16 protein-coding genes are annotated in these 18,238 nt (G+C 64.5%); 5 read left to right on the top strand and 11 right to left on the bottom strand.

Annotated elements, in window-relative coordinates; translation table 11 throughout:
* The first annotated feature begins 32 nt into the window (after window positions 1-32).
* Entirely contained in the window at window positions 33-803 is a 771-nt protein-coding gene (yaaA, locus tag ACR0EF_RS11450) for a peroxide stress protein YaaA (protein WP_170364068.1), read from the top strand.
* Here the strand turns inward: yaaA and ACR0EF_RS11445 are convergent.
* The 6 genes from ACR0EF_RS11445 to ACR0EF_RS11420 form a co-directional block, all read right to left on the bottom strand.
* Window positions 794-1,255, bottom strand: a complete 462-nt coding sequence (locus tag ACR0EF_RS11445; protein ID WP_170341850.1) for a VOC family protein — start codon at window positions 1,253-1,255, stop codon at window positions 794-796. The genes yaaA and ACR0EF_RS11445 overlap by 10 nt on opposite strands.
* Window positions 1,256-1,264: 9 nt before the next feature.
* The gene (locus ACR0EF_RS11440; protein WP_170372828.1) at window positions 1,265-3,478 is read right to left on the bottom strand and encodes a response regulator; all 2,214 of its coding nucleotides are present in this window, start codon (window positions 3,476-3,478) and stop codon (window positions 1,265-1,267) included.
* A 72-nt stretch (window positions 3,479-3,550) separates the two neighbouring features.
* Window positions 3,551-5,593 (bottom strand): DUF7408 domain-containing protein, encoded by a 2,043-nt coding sequence (locus ACR0EF_RS11435; RefSeq protein WP_170372826.1) that lies wholly within the window; start codon window positions 5,591-5,593, stop codon window positions 3,551-3,553.
* Window positions 5,590-8,352, bottom strand: a complete 2,763-nt coding sequence (locus ACR0EF_RS11430) for a DUF4159 domain-containing protein (protein ID WP_170372824.1) — start codon at window positions 8,350-8,352, stop codon at window positions 5,590-5,592. The genes ACR0EF_RS11435 and ACR0EF_RS11430 overlap by 4 nt, the downstream gene beginning before the upstream one ends.
* Complete coding sequence (locus tag ACR0EF_RS11425; RefSeq protein WP_005980064.1) at window positions 8,349-9,224, bottom strand: DUF58 domain-containing protein; 876 nt, start codon at window positions 9,222-9,224, stop codon at window positions 8,349-8,351. The genes ACR0EF_RS11430 and ACR0EF_RS11425 overlap by 4 nt, the downstream gene beginning before the upstream one ends.
* Entirely contained in the window at window positions 9,221-10,228 is a 1,008-nt protein-coding gene (locus tag ACR0EF_RS11420) for an AAA family ATPase (protein WP_170370313.1), read from the bottom strand. Before ACR0EF_RS11420 ends, ACR0EF_RS11425 begins: the two co-directional genes overlap by 4 nt.
* A 65-nt stretch (window positions 10,229-10,293) precedes the next feature.
* Here ACR0EF_RS11420 and ACR0EF_RS11415 point away from each other — a divergent pair, with 65 nt between their 5' ends.
* Window positions 10,294-10,869 (top strand): DUF1285 domain-containing protein, encoded by a 576-nt coding sequence (locus ACR0EF_RS11415; protein ID WP_170370314.1) that lies wholly within the window; start codon window positions 10,294-10,296, stop codon window positions 10,867-10,869.
* On the opposite strand, the gene ACR0EF_RS11410 is transcribed toward ACR0EF_RS11415, so the two are convergent.
* On the bottom strand, window positions 10,866-11,810 hold the full coding sequence (locus ACR0EF_RS11410; RefSeq protein ID WP_170341836.1) for a DMT family transporter: 945 nt from the start codon (window positions 11,808-11,810) through the stop codon (window positions 10,866-10,868). The genes ACR0EF_RS11415 and ACR0EF_RS11410 overlap by 4 nt on opposite strands.
* 174 nt (window positions 11,811-11,984) lie before the next feature.
* Between ACR0EF_RS11410 and ACR0EF_RS11405 the strand changes: the two genes are divergently transcribed.
* Both ACR0EF_RS11405 and ACR0EF_RS11400 read left to right on the top strand, forming a co-directional pair.
* Complete coding sequence (locus ACR0EF_RS11405) at window positions 11,985-12,737, top strand: hydroxypyruvate isomerase family protein (RefSeq protein ID WP_170372823.1); 753 nt, start codon at window positions 11,985-11,987, stop codon at window positions 12,735-12,737.
* Between the two features lie 76 nt (window positions 12,738-12,813).
* The gene (locus ACR0EF_RS11400) at window positions 12,814-13,044 is read left to right on the top strand and encodes a DUF2798 domain-containing protein (protein WP_170340948.1); all 231 of its coding nucleotides are present in this window, start codon (window positions 12,814-12,816) and stop codon (window positions 13,042-13,044) included.
* Between the two features lie 49 nt (window positions 13,045-13,093).
* On the opposite strand, the gene polA is transcribed toward ACR0EF_RS11400, so the two are convergent.
* The 3 genes from polA to ACR0EF_RS11385 form a co-directional block, all read right to left on the bottom strand.
* Entirely contained in the window at window positions 13,094-15,892 is a 2,799-nt protein-coding gene (gene polA / locus ACR0EF_RS11395; protein WP_170372821.1) for a DNA polymerase I, read from the bottom strand.
* A 70-nt stretch (window positions 15,893-15,962) separates the two neighbouring features.
* Window positions 15,963-16,433, bottom strand: a complete 471-nt coding sequence (locus ACR0EF_RS11390; protein ID WP_170372819.1) for a hypothetical protein — start codon at window positions 16,431-16,433, stop codon at window positions 15,963-15,965.
* Between the two features lie 81 nt (window positions 16,434-16,514).
* Window positions 16,515-16,691, bottom strand: a complete 177-nt coding sequence (locus tag ACR0EF_RS11385; protein ID WP_005980050.1) for a zinc-finger domain-containing protein — start codon at window positions 16,689-16,691, stop codon at window positions 16,515-16,517.
* 89 nt (window positions 16,692-16,780) lie between these two features.
* Here ACR0EF_RS11385 and ACR0EF_RS11380 point away from each other — a divergent pair, with 89 nt between their 5' ends.
* Window positions 16,781-17,773: an ABC transporter ATP-binding protein gene (locus ACR0EF_RS11380; protein ID WP_170370318.1), complete on the top strand. Its 993-nt coding sequence runs from the start codon at window positions 16,781-16,783 to the stop codon at window positions 17,771-17,773.
* Here ACR0EF_RS11380 and ACR0EF_RS11375 read toward each other — a convergent pair.
* Window positions 17,763-18,233, bottom strand: a complete 471-nt coding sequence (locus ACR0EF_RS11375) for a DUF1203 domain-containing protein (protein ID WP_170340942.1) — start codon at window positions 18,231-18,233, stop codon at window positions 17,763-17,765. The two genes, ACR0EF_RS11380 and ACR0EF_RS11375, sit on opposite strands and share 11 nt — an antisense overlap.
* Window positions 18,234-18,238 lie beyond the last annotated feature (5 nt).

Raw genomic sequence — 18,238 nt, 5'->3', positions numbered from 1 at the left:
ATCGACGGGCAGGCACGAACAAGGGGGCAGACATGCTGGTGGTGATCTCTCCGGCCAAGCGGCTGGACTGGGCAGAGCGAGACGTGGCGCCGACCCGGCCCGATTTTCAGGACGACGCGATCCGGCTGGCGAAAACCGCGCGCAACCTGACGCTGGGGGATCTGAAAAAGCTGATGAGCCTCAGCGACGATTTGGCCCGGCTGAACCGCGACCGGTTCCGCGCCTTCGCCGAGGCACCACAGCCCGAAGCCACCCGGCCGGCCGCGCTGGCCTTTGCCGGCGACACCTATCAGGGGCTCGAGGCCGCTTCGCTGGACGCCGAGGAACTGGCCTGGGCGCAGGATCATCTGCGTATCCTGTCGGGGCTTTATGGCCTACTGCGCCCGCTGGACGCCATTCAGCCCTATCGGCTGGAAATGGGCAGCAGGTTGAAAACCCGACGCGGCACGTCCTTGTACGACTATTGGCGCGACCAGCTGAGCAAGGCGCTGAATGCGCAGGCCGACGAGATCGGCACCGGTACGCTGGTGAACTGCGCCAGCCAGGAATATTTCGGCGCGGTGACCCCCAAGGCGCTGAAACTGCGGGTCATCACCCCTGTCTTCATGGAGGACAAGGACGGCACGCCAAAGACTGTCAGCTTCTTCGCCAAAAAGGCCCGCGGCTCAATGGCGCGGTACATCATCCAGCACCGGCTGACCGACCCTGCGGACCTGCGGGATTTCGACACCGGCGGCTATGTGTATCGGTCTGAGTTGTCGGAACCGGACAAACCGGTATTCGTGCGACCCTATCAGGCCTGATCCAGCATCGAGGCATCATACGCTACCAGTTCGACCGTGTTGCCCTCAGGGTCCGTGGTAAACACGCCGCGCCAACCGATCCAGCCGAACCGTTCGACGCGATAGGGCTGGCCGATTTGATCATACCAGCGCATGACGGCCTCTTGTTCCGCAAAGGGAAGAGACAAGGCGATATGGTGCAGCGACGATTGCGCCCCGGTCATGGGTTTGTCGGCACCGGTGGGGTGCAAGCCCGGCCGCGGCGCCGCCCCATGGTGAAACAGCGCCAGAACCTGTGTGTGTCCTTCGAACCCTTCCGCAATCCGAAAGAACGTTATGGCGCTGTCATGACCGCCATTCAGGCGGGTCAGCCCGATGACGTTTTCATAGAAATCAACCATCGCTGCCATGTCGGCGCAGCGTATTGCGATTTCACCCAAAGCGCGGGGGCGAAACCCTCGTTCTTGTGACATGGCGCCAGCCTAGACCGCACCGGCCGGCGCGACAATCACGTGTTGCGCATCTTTCGGGCAGTTGGACTGGATCATCTCGCAAATCAGCTTCTTCTGAAGCGGTTTCGTCAGGTAGTGATCCAACCCGGCCGCTAGGATGCTGTGCTCGTCACCCGCCAAGGCATGAGCGGTCAGCGCCACGATCGGCACATGCTGCCCTGTGCCGATTTCGCGTCTACGGATCTCACCCGTGGCCTGCTTTCCGTCCATCTTGGGCATCGAGATGTCCATAAGGATCAGGTCAGGGGCAAATTTCGCAAAGGCTTCGACAGCCTCAAGCCCGTTGGCCACCAGCTTGAGGTCTATGTTCAGATCCTTGGTCATCTTGCTCAGGATCAACTGGTTGGTGCGATTGTCCTCGGCGGCCAGAACCCGCATCTTGCGTAGCTTCGTGTTTTCGCCAGACGATTGGGCCGGCTCCGCGCGGCAGGGCGAGGAAACAGGCGCAGGCAACACAGCGGCGCCCAGCGCCTGAAGCCGCGAGAACAGCTCGGCCCGTGGGATCGGTTTCTGAACCACCCCTTGTATCAGCCGATGGTTCGGATCGGCGTGCACGATGGCCGGGTTTGCGGACATCAGCACGATCGGAACGTCGGACCAGCCTCGCTTGCGCAGAGTTTCCGCCAAATCCAGCCCGTCCATGTCAGGCAGATCGTGATCGCAAAGGATCAGGTCGATCGACGCTTCCACCGCCCTCAGCGCTTCGGTGCCTGTGGCGCAAACCGTCACCTCGGCCCCCAAACGCCGCAGCTGCTTGTTCAGAATGGCCCGATTGACCGCCAGATCCTCGACCACGAGGACATGTTTCAGCCTGTCCGCCAAGGCAGGCGGAGCCGGTTGAGGGCCTTCGGCGGTGGGCAGTGTGATCCGGAACCCAAAGCACGATCCCTTGCCGGCCTCGCTCTCGACCCAGATCGAGCCACCCATCAAGGTAATCAGGCGTTTGGTGATGGCCAGACCAAGGCCAGTGCCGTCAAAGGCGCGGGTCTTTTCGTTTTCAACCTGATTGAACTCGCCGAAGATGTGCTCGATCTTGTCCGCTTCGATGCCGATTCCGGTGTCTTCGATCGCAATGTGGATGTCGCAGGTCTTCTGATCGGCATGCGGTACTCCGGTGACCCGGATCAGAACATGGCCCTGGGCGGTGAATTTGACCGCGTTGCCCACCAGATTGGTCAGCACCTGACGCACCCGGCCTGGATCGCCCACGAACAGCGTCGGCAGGAACAGGTCATAGTCGACCAGCAAGGTCAGCCCCTTGTCGCGCACCGTGGGCTGCAGCAGCATCGCAACTTCGAGGATGCAACGTTCAAGATCGAAATCCTCCGGATGCAGCACAAGCTTGTCCGCTTCGATCTTGGAATAGTCCAGAACGTCATTGATGATGACCAGCAGCGCGTCCCCCGAATTGCGGATCGTATCGACATAAAGCCTCTGCTCCTCATTCAGAGGGGTTTCCGACAGCAGGTCGGTCATCCCGACGATGCCATTCATCGGGGTCCGGATCTCATGGCTCATATTGGCAAGGAAAGCCGACTTGGCCCGGTTGGCGGCCTCGGCCTTTTCGCGCGCGGCTTGCAGTTGCGCCTCATGCTGGACCGAGGCCGTGATGTTCAGGGCCAGACTGACCACATCGCCGCCCTGCCCGCGCTGGTCGATCAGCTTGATATATTGCCCATTCCACAGCTGGATCACTTCGGGCGGCGGGTTGATCCGGGTCCAGCGGCGCATCATGCGGGTTTTCCACGCCTCGGCCGGTTCCGACCCGATATCGATGATGCCCTCTGTGGTCAGCAGATCAAGAATGCGGGGGTATGAAATCCCGGGCGCGACCTCATCCAGTCCTTCGAATACGCTCAGATAGGCCGTATTTGCGCTGATCAACCGATCACTGCCGTCGAAGAAGGCGAAACCGTCCTGGATCGTCTGGATCGAGTGCCAGAGGCGGCGTTCGGCCACTTCGATCTTGGCATTTGCAACGGTCAGGTCCGATTTGACCTTTTCATTCTCGCCACGCACGGTTTCGACCTCGGCCTCGGTCTCGCCGATACGTTTGGTCAGGGCCATCGCATATTCGCCCAGCTTGCGATTGGCCTCGGACAGTTCACTTTGCTTAAGTGCAAGCATGCGTTCGGCGGCCAGACGCGCCCGCCGTTCCTGTGCCAGTTTTTCTGCAAGACTCATGGTCATCTTCCCGGTCGGTTCGGGATCAGCATTCCCGCAGACCGTGAAAATCTGTTTAAGACCAAAGGCTGGTCAGCGCCGTCCTTCGCGCAGCCAGCCCGCCAGCAGGAAGCCACCCGCCAGCAGCAGCACCAGCCAGGGAGGCAACAGTCCGGCCTGGGTCACGTCACGGGTTTCATATGCCTCGCGCGGGGTCAGACCGATCCAGCCACGCCCGGCCGCAGGACGCCCGGCGCGCACGTTGCGGATTGCCGGCAGCCCGTCCTCAACCCGGATCACTCCGCCGCGCATCCCGGCCATGACCGGTTCAAGGATTTCGGCTGTTGCGATGGTGCGTTCGAATTCCCGCGGCGCCGCAGGGCCAAGGCCGATGACCGAGGACAGCTCACCTTCCTGCAGGCGATAAAGCCCAATTTCAGGGCCGAAATACTGCGCCTCGAACCGACCGGGGGACAATTCGCGCAAGGGCACTTCAAGCGTGTCGCCATTGGGTCGGGTGACCGTGACGGGGCCCACCTCTTCGTTCAGGGTCTGGCGGATGATGCGCATTGACTGCCCGTTGGCCTCTGCCCACAGCGCCTCTTCTTCAAGCTCGGGCTCTTTCATCATCCAGTGGGCAAGGCGGCGCAGCAGTTCCAACTGCGGGCCACCGCCCTCGTAGCCACGGCTCCACAGCCAGGCGTGGTCCGAGGCCAGCAGCGCCACGCGCCCTTCCCCCACCCGGTCCAGCACCAACAGCGGGCGGTCGTCGACGCCGGTCATCAGCAACTCACCCGAGCGCTGTTTGACGTCGATCTGTCTCAGCCATGCGCCCCAGTCGCCCGTCTCACCCAGATCGGCGGTCACCGGATGACGCTGGCCCAGGTCTGTCACCGTGGGCACGTAGCGTTCTTCGATGACCCGGGCCGAGGGTTGCGCCGGCAGGATCGCAGACAGGGGCGAGCGGAAGATGCTGTCGGCGGTGGCAAAGTCAGGCCCGGCCGCAATCAGCACCGCACCGCCGTCATTGATGTAGTTGGTCACGTTGTCCAGATAGATCGCGGGCAGGATGCCGCGCCGCTTGTAGCGGTCAAAGATGATCAGGTCGAAATCGTTGATCTTCTCCAGAAACAACTCGCGCGTGGGGAATGCGATCAGCGACAGTTCGTCCACCGGAACCCCGTCCTGTTTCTCGGGTGGGCGCAAGATGGTGAAATGCACAAGATCGACCGAGCTGTCGGATTTCAGCAGATTGCGCCAGGTTCGCCCGCCCGGATGCGGCTCGCCCGAGACCAACAGAACCCGAAGCCGATCGCGCACGCCGTTCATCTGGATCAAGGCGGTGTTGTTGCGGTCGGTCAGTTCGCCGTCGGCCTGCGGAACCGTGAACTGGATGACGTTGCGCCCGCCATGGGGCAGGGTCACCGGCAGCTCGACATCCACACCGATCGGGATGCTGAACTGCTGCGGCTCGCCCCCGTCCACCGCAATCTCGAGCGGGGCGGACGCCGGACCGGCGGGCACCGCGCCACTGTCTTCGACCCGCAAGGTCAGAGTGACGGGCTCGTCGATGATGGCAAAGGCCGGCGCATTACGCACGATCAGGCGGCGGTCCCAGTCCTGCGCGCGACCGGTCTGCAACAGGTGCATCGGCGCGGGCAGGTCGGGGGCCTGATCGACGTCATGCACGATGCCGTCCGACAGGACCAGAATTCCGGCGATCCGGGCGCGCGGTTCCTCAGCCAGCGCGGCATTCAGCGCCGCCATCACCTGGGTACCTTCGTCTCCGTCGCCGTCGCCCACGGTGATGCGGCGCAGTTCGGTGTTGTCGCGGGCCTCGATCTCGGCGGCCAGGGCCTCGGCGGTCTGCGCGGTCTGTTCGGCGCGGTCCGACAGGGTCTGGCTGGCGCTTTCATCCTCGATCATCAACACGATGTCGGTCAGCGGGGCGCGGTCCTCGATCTGGTAGACCGGGCCGGACAAGGCTGCCAACAGCACCAGCGCGGCCAGTCCGCGCAACGCCCAACCTGACAGCCCGCGCCACAGCGCCAGAATCGTCGCGGCCAAAGCGATCGAACCGATGACCACCAGCACGGGCCACGGGATCAGCGGGTCAAAGATGACGGAACCGGTCATTGGCCCAACCTGTCAAGCAGAGCAGGCACGTGCACCTGATCGGATTTGTAGTTCCCGGTCAGCACGTGCATGACCAGGTTGACGCCGAACCGATTGGCCAGCTCGCGTTGGCGTTCTCCGGCATAGCCGCGCCCGACCGGCAGCAGCGCCTGCCCGTTCCGGTCGATTGCCCAGGCCCCGGCCCAGTCGTTGCCACCGATCACCACCGGGGTGACGTTGTCGTTGAGGTTGCGGAAGGGCATGCCTTCGATCTGTTCGGCGTCCAGCGGCGCGGCCTCGACCCAGACCTCGGTTCCGGCAAAGCGGCCGGGGAAATCCTGCAACAGGTAGAACGCGCGGGTCAGGACGTGATCGCGCGGAACAGGCTCCAACGCAGGGATATTCAGCGGAGCAGCCAGTTGCTGCAGCTTGCGGCCATTGGGGCTCGAGGCGCCAAACCCGGCGATGTTGGCGTCCCGCGTGTCAAACAGGATCATCCCGCCCGACCGCAGATAGCCATTCAGCTTGGCATAAGCTTCGGCCGAAGGCTGGGGCTGATCCGGCGTGATCGGCCAGTAGAGCAACGGGAAGAAGGCCAGTTCATCACGTTCAAGGTCCACACCCATAGGCTCGGCCGGTTCGACGGACGTGCGATAAAACAGAGTTTGCGACAGGCCGCGCAGCCCGGCATGGGCGACGTCGTCAATCTGGGCATTGCCGGTCAGTACATGGGCCAGCACCAATTCCTTGGTCGCCAGCAGGGCGAATTCAGTCTCCTCGGGCGTCTGCGCATGCGCCTGCGGTGCGATCAGAACCGCACCCAGCGCGACCGCCGCCGCCCGCGCCAGCCCCAGACGCCCCGACAGCGCCAGCGAGGCCACGACGTCAACCGCCAGCAGGATCAGGGCCAGGCTCAGCAGCAGACCCCCGATCGGCGTCTCGGCACTGACCTCCTGCCCCTTGATCGGCACATCCGCAGGCCAACTTATCGGGCGCAGCGTGCTGTCCTCGGTGAGCACGTTCAGGGCCAGTTTCTGCTTGCCGCTTTCATACAGACCCGGGCGCAAGTCGGGGCCAAGGGCGCCGGATATCAGCGCAGGGCCATCGACACCGGCCAGATTGCCCGCATCAGACAGGGTTCCGAACCCGTCCATCACCTGAATCGGCTCCCACGTGGTGCCTTGCAGCTGTTCGACCTGCCGCGTCTTGGCGGCCGAGGCCACGGCCAGCCGGTCCAGCATTTCGACGAACAGGCCCGACAGCGGCAGAGTCGACCATTCGGCATCGGCGGTGACGTGGAACAGCACCACCTGACCCAGGCCCAGTGGCTTGCGCGTCACCAGCGGGGTGCCATCCGACAGCGCGGCGATCACCCGGTCGGCCAGATTCGGGTCGGGCTGCGCCATCACCTGGGTGCTGACGGTCACGTCGTCTGGAATGCGCAACCCGTAAAAGGGCGAGCCTTCCTGGAAAGGCGCCAGCCCCTTGGCTTCGCCCCAGCTCATCGCGCCGCCGACCGAGCGGCCACCGCTGCGCAGCCGCACCGGCAGCAACGTGTCTTCGGCATCGCGGCCCAGATCGCTGCCTGCCATGTGCGGACCGGCAAAGCGCAGCAACAGCCCGCCCTGTTCGACCCATTCGACCAAACCGGCCTGTTCGCTGGGGGTCAGCTTGGCCACATCGGCCAGCACGATCACATCCGGGTTGGCGGGCAGAACCTCGGTCAGCCCGCCCTCGACGAAATCGGCGGTGGGGATCAGCACCTGCGTCAGGTAGTGCAGCGGCGACAACAGCTCCAGCCCCTCGCGATTGACGGTTCCGGCGATCAGGGCGACCTCGCGCCGGCGCAGGCTGTCATCGGTCAGCGACACCGCCCCGGCCGACCGCTGGCCCTGCAGCTCGAACCGAGTGATGCGGGCGCGCAGTTCGGACGGCAACGCCAGATAGGCCTGCGCCTGGGTCGCGCCGCTGTCAAAGCTGACCTCGACCGATTGCAGCAGGCGCATCACGCCCGCAGGGTCGCGCCCCTGCGCATTGATGGTGACGGTCTGCGCCGGACCGGGTGTGGCGCGCACCGCGGTCAGCCGGATCGCCCCGTCCTGATAGGTGGCCGGCCGCAGCGCCAGGATCGGCGCCGCCGCGCGATAGACCGTGACCGCGCCCCGCGCCTGAAGTGCAGACAGCAGGGTTTCACGGCCCGGATAGTCCAGCTTGTCGGTGAACCAGTGCGTGTCGAACCCGCCCTCGACCGCCGACAGGTCGGCCAGCGCCTGTTCGATCTGCGCCGCGTCCGGCTGCCACGGCTGCGGAACCAGCCCGGGCAGGCGGTTGCGCCAGGCTTCGGCGGCCTGGAAAACCGGCGGTTCCGGCTCGGTCAGTCGCAGAATCGACACCGGGCGCCCGGCCCGCCCGGCTTCGGTCAGCTGCGCGTCGATCTGCTCCAGCGTGGCGGGCCAGCGCGTGGCCCCGGCCCAGCTGGCATCCAGCACCAGCAGCAGCGGCCCCGATCCGGTTTGGTCGCGCGACGGGTTCAGCACCGGGCCGGCCAGACCAATGATGATCGCCGCTGCCGCCAGCATCCGCAGCAGCAGCAGCCACCACGGGGTGCGGTCGGATACACTCTCGTCGTCCTTCAGGCCCAGCAAGAGAGTCACCGCCGGGAACAGCCGGCGGATCGGCGCGGGCGGCACGGCGCGCAGGATCAGCCACAGGATCGGCAGGGTCAGCAGACCCAGCAACACCCATGGCGCGGTAAAGCCGATGCCCGCCAGAACCGTCATCGCGCCCCTCCGTCCAGCGCACGATAGAGCCACAATAGGGCCGCCTGCGCGCTGTCGCCCGTATGGTGCAGGCCCAGCTGCCAGCCGGTCACCCGGCACAGGCGGGTCAGGTCATCCTTGCGCCGCGCCAGCCGCGCCAGATAGCGCTCGCGCAGGTCGCCCGCCTTCAGTGTCTCGTGCCGGACCGTGCCGCCAACGCTTTCGAAGATGGTGCGCCCGCGATAGGGGAAGCTCTCCTCACCCGGGTCCAGGACCTGCAGTAGCACACCGCGCACGCCGCGGTCGGCAGCCTTGGTCAGGGCCAGTTCGACCTCGTCCAGCGGGCCGAGGAAGTCAGAGATGAACACGGCGCGGGCATGGGGAATCATGGCGCGGTGCTCGGGCGGGGCATAATCGGCCTCGGTATCTTCGGACAAGGCCTGCGCCAGCCGGATGATCTGGGCATTGCCGCGCCGGGGCGGCAGGGTGGTGCCGGTCAGGCCCACACGCTCGCCCCCGCGCACCAGCAGGATCGCCGTGGCCAGCCCCAGCAAACGCGCCCGGTCGGCCTTCGTGGGCAGGGATTTATCGGACGCAAAGCGCATCGAGGCGCCCTGATCGACCCACAGCATGATCGACTGCGCGATCTGCCATTCGCGTTCGCGCACATATTGCTGATCGCCGCGGGCCGAGCGCCGATGGTCGATCATCCGCCGGCTGTCGCCGATCTGGGCCGGTCGATATTGCCAGAAATCATCGCCCAACCCCGAACGCCGCCGGCCGTGATCGCCCAGCAGCACGGTTCCGGCCAGGTGTTCGGCCCGCGCCAGCAGCGGCGGCAGCCGGGACGCCTCGGCCTCGGATCTTTCGCGAAGGGTGCGGGCCGCGTTCACGCCGCCGCCTCGGCCCGGACAAGCCCGGCCGCGGTGGTTTCGATCAGGTCGGCCAGGCTGTCACCGCGCGCCCGCGCGGCGAAGTTCAGCGCCATCCGGTGGCTGAGCACCGGGCGCGCCATGTCCAGCACGTCCTCTGCATTGGGGGCCAGCCGGCCCTGCAGCATCGCCCGCGCCCGCACCGTCATCATCAGTGCCTGCGCCGCGCGCGGACCCGGGCCCCAGGCGACGGTCTCGGACACGCGCTCGGACACGCCGGGTTCTTCGGGGCGGAACGCGCGCACCAGATCGAGGATCAGTTCGACCACCGACTCGCCCACCGGCATCCGGCGCAGCAGAATCTGCGCGGCCAGCAATTCTTCTTTGGTGAAGATCTGGTGCGCCTCCTCCTCGGCCACGCCGGTGGTGGCCAGCAGGATGTCACGCTCGGTCTGGCGGTCGGGATAGTTCACGTCGATCTGCACCAAGAACCGGTCCAACTGGGCCTCGGGCAGCGGATAGGTGCCCTCCTGTTCGATCGGGTTCTGGGTGGCAAGCACATGGAACGGCACGCCCAGCGCGCGGTCTTCGCCTGCGACGGTCACCGTGCGTTCCTGCATCGCCTGCAACAGCGCCGACTGGGTGCGCGGGCTGGCGCGGTTGATCTCGTCCGCCATCAAGAGTTCACAGAAGATCGGACCGGGAATGAATCGGAAATGGCGGCTGCCATCCTCGGCGGTGTCCAGAACCTCGGACCCCAGAATGTCGGCCGGCATCAGGTCGGGCGTGAACTGGATGCGGTTGCCATGCAGGCCCATGACCGTCGACAGGGTTTCGACCAGCCGCGTCTTGCCCAGGCCCGGCAGCCCGATCAGCAGGGCATGACCGCCACACAGCAGCGCCGTCAGCGTCAGGTCGACGACCCTCTCCTGCCCGATGAAGCGGCGGGTGATCGAGGATTTGGCCTGTTGCAGTTTCTCTTCCAGCGCTTCGATCTCGGAGACGAGGTCGGCAGGTTCGGTCATGACTTTCCCTTCCGTGGACTTATTATGGTTGAAGTGTATCGCGCTGAGAGGAAATGGCAAAAACAATGAGCGGACAAAATCCTGTGAAACCGTCCCCTGAGGGTCTGGCGGCCTCGGTCAAGGCGGCCAAACCGCGGGGTCTGCCCCCTGTCGACAGCTGGAATCCTCCGTTCTGCGGCGATCTGGACATGCGCATCGCGCGCGATGGCACCTGGTATTACCTAGGGTCGCCCATCACCCGGTTCGAGCTTGTGAAGCTTTTTTCCTCAATTCTTAAGAAAGAAGGGGACGCCTATTTTCTGGTCACCCCGGTCGAAAAGGTCGGCATCATAGTCGAAGACGCGCCGTTTGTGGCGGTCGATTTCGACCGGACCGGCGCGGACGAGGATCAGGTTCTGACCTTTACCACCCATGTCGGCGATACGGTGTCGGCGGGTCCGGATCACCCGATACGGGTGGCCATCGACCCGGAAACAAACGAACCCAGACCCTATATATTGGTGCGATCAAACCTCGAGGCGCGGATCGACCGCAAGAGTTTCTACCGCCTTGTGGACATTGCGACGGAACGCGCCGGGCAGGTCGGGGTCTGGTCCGGCGGGCAGTTCTTTGTCTTGGGTCGCGCCGAGGAAACGCCTTAGGCAACCCGTCGTGCAGGACGGTCTTGCGCAAGGACAACCGCCAGCGCCACGACTCCGGCGCCCAGCGCCCGGGTCCAGTTCCACTCCGAACCCAGAACCACCATGATGAGCATCACGTAGAACGGTGCCACATTGATGTGGAATGACGCCAGAGCAACACCCAGCCGGCCAATCGAAGCGATGAACAGAACCTGGCTGAGGCCGAGAGAGATCACGGCGTAGATCGCCAGCATTCCTGCCTGCTGCGGGTCGATCGGCGACGATGGCCAGACTTCGAACCCGAGGACGCTCGACAGATAGAACAGCGCGCCGGCCATGAACGTGCCGCCGATCAGCGTGATCGTGGTACGTCCGGTCTGGCTGAGGTCCGGGAAGTCCCGCGCGGTCGCCATGCTGGCCCAGCAGAACAGCGCGGTCGAGGCGATTGCGCAAAGCGCCCCCAGTCCCAGCTGGGCCGGCGCCACCGCGCTGGTTGCGATCAGGCCGCCTATGATCGAAACGGCAACCCCCAGCGCGAAGTTCCACCGCAATCTGCGCGTTCCCGCAGCCAGCTCGAGCAGTGTCGCAATCAAAGGCGCGCAGGAGGCGATGATGGCAACGGTTACGGGATCGGTCAGTTTCTGCGCCAGGATGATCAGGAACATGCCCAAGCCAAGTCCAAACCCGCCCACTCTCATCGCATGGGCCCAGCGCGCCCGCAGCACCGCATCCGCGCCATCGATCCACAGCCAGATCGGAATCATCACGGCCACCGCCAGCATCAGCCGCGCGGCCAGCAAGGCAACCGGCGGCCAGGTCTGCAGCAGGATTTCGGCCGCCGGGAATCCGGCCGCCCAGGTCAGCATCGACGCCACCGCCAACCCGTTTCCGGACAAGGCGGATTGCCGCGCACCGGGCACAGCGAAACTAGGCCCGCGAACGGGGTCCGGACTCATCGCCATCGGTTTCAATCCTTTTGTTGGTGCAGCGCCACGAAAATGATTCGCTGCAATACCCCGACCCTTCACATTCGGCCCGCGACGGTCTGGCCGATTTTCGACATATTGTCGTTTTCAAACCCTTTCTCTGCGCGCCGCCCGCGACTAAGGTCAGCACGCCATCGGACCGAGAGGACAATGCCCCGATTTGCCGCCAATATCTCGCTGCTCTTTGCCGAGCTGCCCTATCTCGACCGATTCAAGGCGGCCGCGGATGCCGGGTTCAAGGCAGTCGAGATCCTGTTTCCCTATGACCTGGCGGCCAAGGAAACCCGTCGCGCATTGATGACCAACGGTCTGGACCTTGTGCTGATCAACGCGCCGCCGCCCAACTATACCGGCGGCCAGCCGGGCTATGCAGCCGTTCCGGGGGGCGAGGGGCGGTTCCAGTCCGACATCCGCCGCGTCCTGCGCTATGCCGAGGCGCTGAAGCCCGGTTTGATCCACGTGATGGCGGGCTATGCCTCGGGGGCGGACGCACTGGACTGTTTTGTGCGCAATCTGCAATGGGCTGCGGATTTTGCGCCGCATCAACGGTTCACGATCGAACCGCTGAACCCGGTCTCGCAGCCCGGATACTTCCTCAACGACTATGATCTGGCCGCCGCGTGCCTGGACCGGATCGACCGTCCGAATGTGGGCCTGCAATTCGACAGCTTTCATGCCCGGATGATCCATGGCGATGCACAGGCCATCTGGGACAGATTCCGCGACCGGATCGTACATGTTCAGATCGGATCGGCCCCCGACCGGTCGGAACCTGGCCGGGACGAGACCGATTTCCCCGCGTTGTTCGCAACGATCGACGACAGCGGCTATGATGGCTGGGTCAGCGCCGAATACACGCCCTCGACGCGGCGCACCGACGCCTCTCTGCACTGGATGCGATAGGCCTGTGCACCTGCGCACTGGAAATCACATCTTGGATATCGCATACGAAGCGGCAATTCAGTAGAGGAACAGCCGCATGATCCCCGCCCGCTTTGCCCCCGTCCTGTTCGGATTGATCCTGTCGGGGCTGATGTCCTGCATCGTGACCTGCATCGCAACGGTCAAAGAGATCGGGCTTGGCCCCGAGACCTTTGCCAGCTGGATGGGCGCGTGGAGCATCAGCTGGCCGGTGGCGTTTGCGGTGGTTCTGGTCATGGCCCCGCTGACCCGGCGGCTGGTCGCGCTGTTGGTCAGGCCCGAGGCCTGACCTGCCGCGAAGATGGCCCGCCGGGCCTGATGAGCGGCACGGCGCTTGCCTAATGCGCCTCGGCCCAGTTGGCGCCTTTGCCCGCATCCACCGTCAGTTTCACGTCCAGCTTCACCGCCGGATCGGGCGCGTTCTCCATCACGTCGCGCGCGATCTCGATGGTCTTGTCCACCGTGTCCTCGGCCACTTCGAACAGCAGTTCGTCGTGCACCTGCAGCAGCATCTTGGCCGGCAGCCCGTCGATCGCCTCGGGCATCCGCACCATCGCCCGCCGGATCACGTCGGCCGCCGTGCCCTGGATCGGCGCGTTGATGGCCGCGCGGCGCGCGAACCCCGCATGCGGCCCCTTGGCGTTGATCTCGGGCGTGTGGATCTTGCGCCCGAACAGGGTCTGCACATAGCCATGCTCTTTGGCGAAGGCGATGGTGTCATCCATGTAGCGCCGGATGCCCGGGAAGCGTTCGAAATAGCGGTCGATGAAGCCCTGCGCCTCGGCCCGCGGAATACGCAGGTTGCGCGCCAGGCCAAAGCCCGAAATGCCGTAGATCACGCCGAAATTGATCGCCTTGGCCTTGCGACGGATCTCGGGCGTCATCTCGTCCAACGGCACGTCGAACATTTCCGACGCGGTCATGGCGTGAATGTCCAGCCCGTCGGCAAAGGCCTGTTTCAAGGCCGGAATATCGGCGATATGGGCCAGGATGCGCAGCTCGATCTGTGAATAGTCCAGCGAAACCAGAACATTGCCCGGCTCGGCGATGAAAGCCTCACGGATGCGGCGGCCCTCCTCGGTGCGCACCGGGATGTTCTGCAGGTTGGGGTCGGTCGAGGCCAGACGCCCCGTGTTCGCCCCGGTGATGGCGTAGGATGTATGCACCCGCCCCGTGTCGGGGTTGATATGGGTCTGCAGCGCGTCGGTATAGGTCGATTTCAGCTTGGACAGTTGCCGCCAGTCCAGCACACGGCGCGGCAGTTCATGCTCGGTCGCCAGATCTTCCAGCACGTCGGCACCGGTCGAATACTTGCCGGTCTTGCCCTTCTTGCCGCCTTCCAGACCCATCTTTTCAAACAGGATCTCGCCCAGCTGCGCAGGCGAGCCGACGTTGAAGGTTTCTCCGGCCAGCTCGTGGATTTCAGCCTCTAAACAGGCCATTTTCTGGGCAAAGGCGTTCGACATGCGGCTCAGCACGTCGCGGTCGACCTTGATGCCATGCATCTCCATCTCGGCCAGAACCGGCACAAGGGGGCGCTCGAGCGTTTCATAGACGGTGGTCACCTGAACCCGGTGCAACTGCGGCTTGAACAGCTTCCACAGGCGCAGGGTGATGTCGGCATCCTCGGCGGCATAGGGGGTGGCCTCGTCAATCGGCACCTTGTCGAAGGTGATCGCCGATTTGCCCGAGCCCAAGAGCGGCTTGATCGGGATCGGCGTGTGGCCCAGATAGCGTTCGGACAGCGTGTCCATGCCATGCCCATGCTCGCCCGCATGCATGGCATAGGACATCAGCATCGTATCGTCGATCGAGGCCACATCCACGCCATAGCGCGCAAAGATCTTGGCGTCATATTTCATGTTCTGTCCGATCTTCAGGATCGACGGATCCTCAAGCACCGGCTTGAGCATCTCCAGCGCCTCATCCAGCGGCATCTGCCCCTCGGCCAGCGCGTCCGAGCCGAACAGGTCGTCGCTGGCCCCGTCGCGGTGGGTCAGCGGGATGTAACAGGCCTCGCCTGGCTCGATGCACAGCGAGATGCCGACCAGATCGGCGATCATTTCGTTCAGGCCCGTGGTCTCGGTGTCCACGGCCAGCCAGCCGCGCTCATAGGCTTGCTCGATCCATTTCCGCAGCGCGGCCGCATCGCGCACGCATTCGTATTTGCTGGCATCGAACGGAATGTCTTCGGCCTGCGGCTCATCTGCCGCCGGCGCCGGAGTATCCGCGATCACCGGCGGTTCGACGCCCAGCTTGTCGGCGATCCGCTTGGTCAGAGTGCGGAACTCCATCTCGGCCAGAAACTCCATCAGCTTGTCCGGATCGGGATCGCGCAGCTCCAGATCATCCAGCGTGAAATCCAGCGGTGTCTCGCAATCCAGCTGCACCAGCCTCTTCGACAACTCGATCTGATCTCGTTTCTCGATCAGGGTTTCGCGGCGCTTGGGTTGCTTGATCTCCTCGGCGCGGTCCAGCAGCGTCTCCAGATCGCCGAACTCGTTGATCAGCAGTGCCGCCGTCTTGATCCCGATCCCCGGCGCGCCCGGCACGTTGTCGACGCTGTCGCCGGCCAGCGCCTGCACATCCACCACGCGCTCGGGGTAGACGCCGAATTTCTCGAACACCCCTTCGCGGTCGATGCGCTTGTTCTTCATGGCATCCAGCATCTCGACACCGTCGCCCACCAGCTGCATCAGGTCCTTGTCGGAACTGACGATGGTCACCCGCCCGCCGGCCTGGCGCGCCTGGCAGGCCAGCGTGGCGATGATGTCGTCGGCCTCGTACCCCTCCAGCTCTTTGCAGGCGATGTTGAAGGCCTCGGTCGCCTGCCGGGTCAGCGGGATCTGCGGGCGCAGGTCCTCGGGCATCGCCTCGCGGTTGGCCTTGTAGAGGTCATACATGTCGTTGCGGAAGGTGTGCGAGCCCTTGTCGAAGATCACTGCCAGATGGGTCGGCGCGTCAGGGCCGTGGTCGCCATCCACGTAACGCTGCAGCATGTTGCAAAAGCCCGAAACGGCGCCGATCGGCATCCCGTCCGACTTCCGCGTCAGCGGCGGAAGGGCGTGATAGGCGCGAAAGATAAAGGCCGATCCGTCGATCAGATGCAGATGGCAGCCTTTTCCGAATTTGCTCATGCGCGCTCTCCCTGTCGGTCAGGGACGGTTCTGCCACAGGGGCAGCCGGGTGACCAGTCAGGAACGCGCCCTAGCCGCCAAACAGACCGCTGAAAACATCCGAGAAACTGTTCAGCAGCGCCATGATGACCAGCGCACCGAGGAACGCGAAAAACGCCATCGCGAAGAACTGGAACAGGATCGCGCCCGTTCCGATGACCACACCGGCGAGGGCCGGACGGCGTTTTTCGTGCCGCATGATGCCGATGACCGAGACGACGATCGCCAACCCGCCCAGCATGGCGACGCCGATCTGCAGAAAGTCATCCAGATCGCGGGTGGGCGCGACCGGCGCAGGCTGCTCCATCCCCGCGGCGGCCCGCAGGGTCGATTTACCCAACTCGGCGGCCAGTTCGCCCAGCGTCACGCCGGTGGATTGCTGCGGTGCGAACGGCCCTGCCCAGAACACGAACAAGGCTGCGAACAGGGCCAGTACCGCAAGCATAAACCCGGCCCAACCAAAAACCGGATTGCCGGTATCAGCAGCAGTCATATCGGTCATCATTCGCACCTACGTTGGTCACACCAACGCACTAGGTGAAAATCGCGGCGAGATTTGGGCGGACCGCGGTTGGGCAGGCAATCAGTGTTGCTGTGCGTCCTTCAGAACATACTTGCAATCGCAATAGGGGCACTCGACCCAGCCCTGATCCTCGGGGATCTGCAACCAGACGCGCGGATGGCCCAGCGCGCCCTCGCCGCCATCACAGGCGACACGGCTTGTCTCGACGATCTTGGTTTCCGGAGCTTCGATTGTCACGGCGTGCGATCCTTCACTGGTTGTCGGCCTCGCGGGCATGCATTAGGTGCGTTTATGAGGGATCAGGAAACCGGGGGCAAGAGCCAGCAATGACCGATGCAGCGATCAGCCTTCGCGGCCTGCGCAAAACCTATCGCGGCGGCAAGGGCCAGCCCGAGAAACATGCGCTGAAGGGCATCGATCTGGAGATCCCGCGCGGGTCTGTCTTCGGCCTGTTGGGGCCGAACGGCGCCGGCAAATCGACCCTGATCAACATCCTGGCGGGGTTGGTGATCAAGACCGCGGGCCAGGTGACGATCTGGGGCTATGACCAGGACCGCAACCCGCGCCAGGCCCGCGCCGCCATCGGGGTGATGCCTCAAGAGCTGAACCTCGATCCGTTCTTCACCCCGCGCGGCGCGCTCGAGGTGCAGGCCGGGCTCTATGGCGTGCCGAAATCGCAGCGGCGCAGCGACGAGATCCTCGAACTGGTGGGCCTCAGCGACAAGGCCGAGGCCTATGCCCGCACGCTGTCGGGCGGGATGCGGCGGCGTCTGCTGCTGGCCAAGGCACTGGTGCACCACCCCAAAATCCTGGTTCTGGACGAACCCACCGCCGGCGTGGACATCGAACTGCGCCAGATGCTGTGGGCCAATGTGCGCAAGCTGAACCAGCAGGGCATGACCATCATCCTGACCACCCACTACCTGGAAGAGGCGCAGGAGATGTGCGACGAGATCGCCATCATCAACCACGGCGAGAAGGTGGCGCAGGACAGCACCGCCAACCTGCTGGGCCGCATGGACGGACGCACCATGGTCATCACCCCCGAGGCCCCGGTAACCGCCCTGCCCGCCGCCCCCGGCGTTCAGGCCAGCCTGCGCGACGACGGCAGCCTGGCGCTGCACTACCGCAGCCCGGAAACCAGCGCCGAGCAAGTGCTCGAGGCGGTCCGCCAGGCCGGCATCCGCATCCGCGACGTGCGCACCGAAGAGGCCGATCTCGAGGACGTGTTCCTTGCCCTCACCTCCTCGCGCGCCGACGATGCCCCGGCCGACGATCAGGACCAGCCGCGCCGGGGTCTGCACCGGGTCAAGCTGTGACCCGGTCGATCCGCGCCTGATAGCAGTTGTTCCGGGCCGAGCGTACATGGATATAGGCCACCTCGGGGCGGGCAAGTATTGCATCCACCGCCGCGCTGATCCGTCCGGTGGGTGTCACGACGCCGGTACCGTAGACAATCCGGTCATCGCGGCCATAGCCCTTGATCAGATAATCGGGCGATGAGGTCAGAACCTCTGGCAGATCAGTCCCTTCATACCGTTCACAAGGGCTTGCACACAGGAAGATCGGCCCCGTTTCGGCATAAGGATGTGTCTCTGCAAAAGGCCGATGGGCCAGAATCAGCATTTCTGCACCTTCGGGAATGTGCTGCAAGCAATGGCGGCACGGATTTCCGGTTCCGGTTGATACCGCGCGTTCAGGCGCGTGTCCGTAGGCATCGGGCGCGCCTGCCTGAAAGGCGCGTACTTCGTCGGTGGGCAGGGCGGTGATCTTGAACATCTCGA

It is taken from the genome of Ruegeria sp. CG8 (assembly GCF_056537165.1).
Note: the sequence above shows the minus strand (reverse complement) of the source record. Positions and strands in the feature narration are given on the sequence as shown.

Excerpts from the sequence above, each read along its gene's own strand:
- yaaA (WP_170364068.1), top strand. The coding sequence starts at position 33 with ATGCTGGTGGTGATCTCTCCGGCCAAGCGGCTGGACTGGGCAGAGCGA.
- ACR0EF_RS11445 (WP_170341850.1), bottom strand. The coding sequence starts at position 1,255 with ATGTCACAAGAACGAGGGTTTCGCCCCCGCGCTTTGGGTGAAATCGCA.
- ACR0EF_RS11440 (WP_170372828.1), bottom strand. The coding sequence starts at position 3,478 with ATGAGTCTTGCAGAAAAACTGGCACAGGAACGGCGGGCGCGTCTGGCC.
- ACR0EF_RS11435 (WP_170372826.1), bottom strand. The coding sequence starts at position 5,593 with ATGACCGGTTCCGTCATCTTTGACCCGCTGATCCCGTGGCCCGTGCTG.
- ACR0EF_RS11430 (WP_170372824.1), bottom strand. The coding sequence starts at position 8,352 with ATGACGGTTCTGGCGGGCATCGGCTTTACCGCGCCATGGGTGTTGCTG.
- ACR0EF_RS11420 (WP_170370313.1), bottom strand. The coding sequence starts at position 10,228 with ATGACCGAACCTGCCGACCTCGTCTCCGAGATCGAAGCGCTGGAAGAG.
- ACR0EF_RS11415 (WP_170370314.1), top strand. The coding sequence starts at position 10,294 with ATGAGCGGACAAAATCCTGTGAAACCGTCCCCTGAGGGTCTGGCGGCC.
- ACR0EF_RS11410 (WP_170341836.1), bottom strand. The coding sequence starts at position 11,810 with ATGGCGATGAGTCCGGACCCCGTTCGCGGGCCTAGTTTCGCTGTGCCC.
- ACR0EF_RS11405 (WP_170372823.1), top strand. The coding sequence starts at position 11,985 with ATGCCCCGATTTGCCGCCAATATCTCGCTGCTCTTTGCCGAGCTGCCC.
- ACR0EF_RS11400 (WP_170340948.1), top strand. The coding sequence starts at position 12,814 with ATGATCCCCGCCCGCTTTGCCCCCGTCCTGTTCGGATTGATCCTGTCG.
- polA (WP_170372821.1), bottom strand. The coding sequence starts at position 15,892 with ATGAGCAAATTCGGAAAAGGCTGCCATCTGCATCTGATCGACGGATCG.
- ACR0EF_RS11390 (WP_170372819.1), bottom strand. The coding sequence starts at position 16,433 with ATGACCGATATGACTGCTGCTGATACCGGCAATCCGGTTTTTGGTTGG.
- ACR0EF_RS11380 (WP_170370318.1), top strand. The coding sequence starts at position 16,781 with ATGACCGATGCAGCGATCAGCCTTCGCGGCCTGCGCAAAACCTATCGC.
- ACR0EF_RS11375 (WP_170340942.1), bottom strand. The coding sequence starts at position 18,233 with ATGTTCAAGATCACCGCCCTGCCCACCGACGAAGTACGCGCCTTTCAG.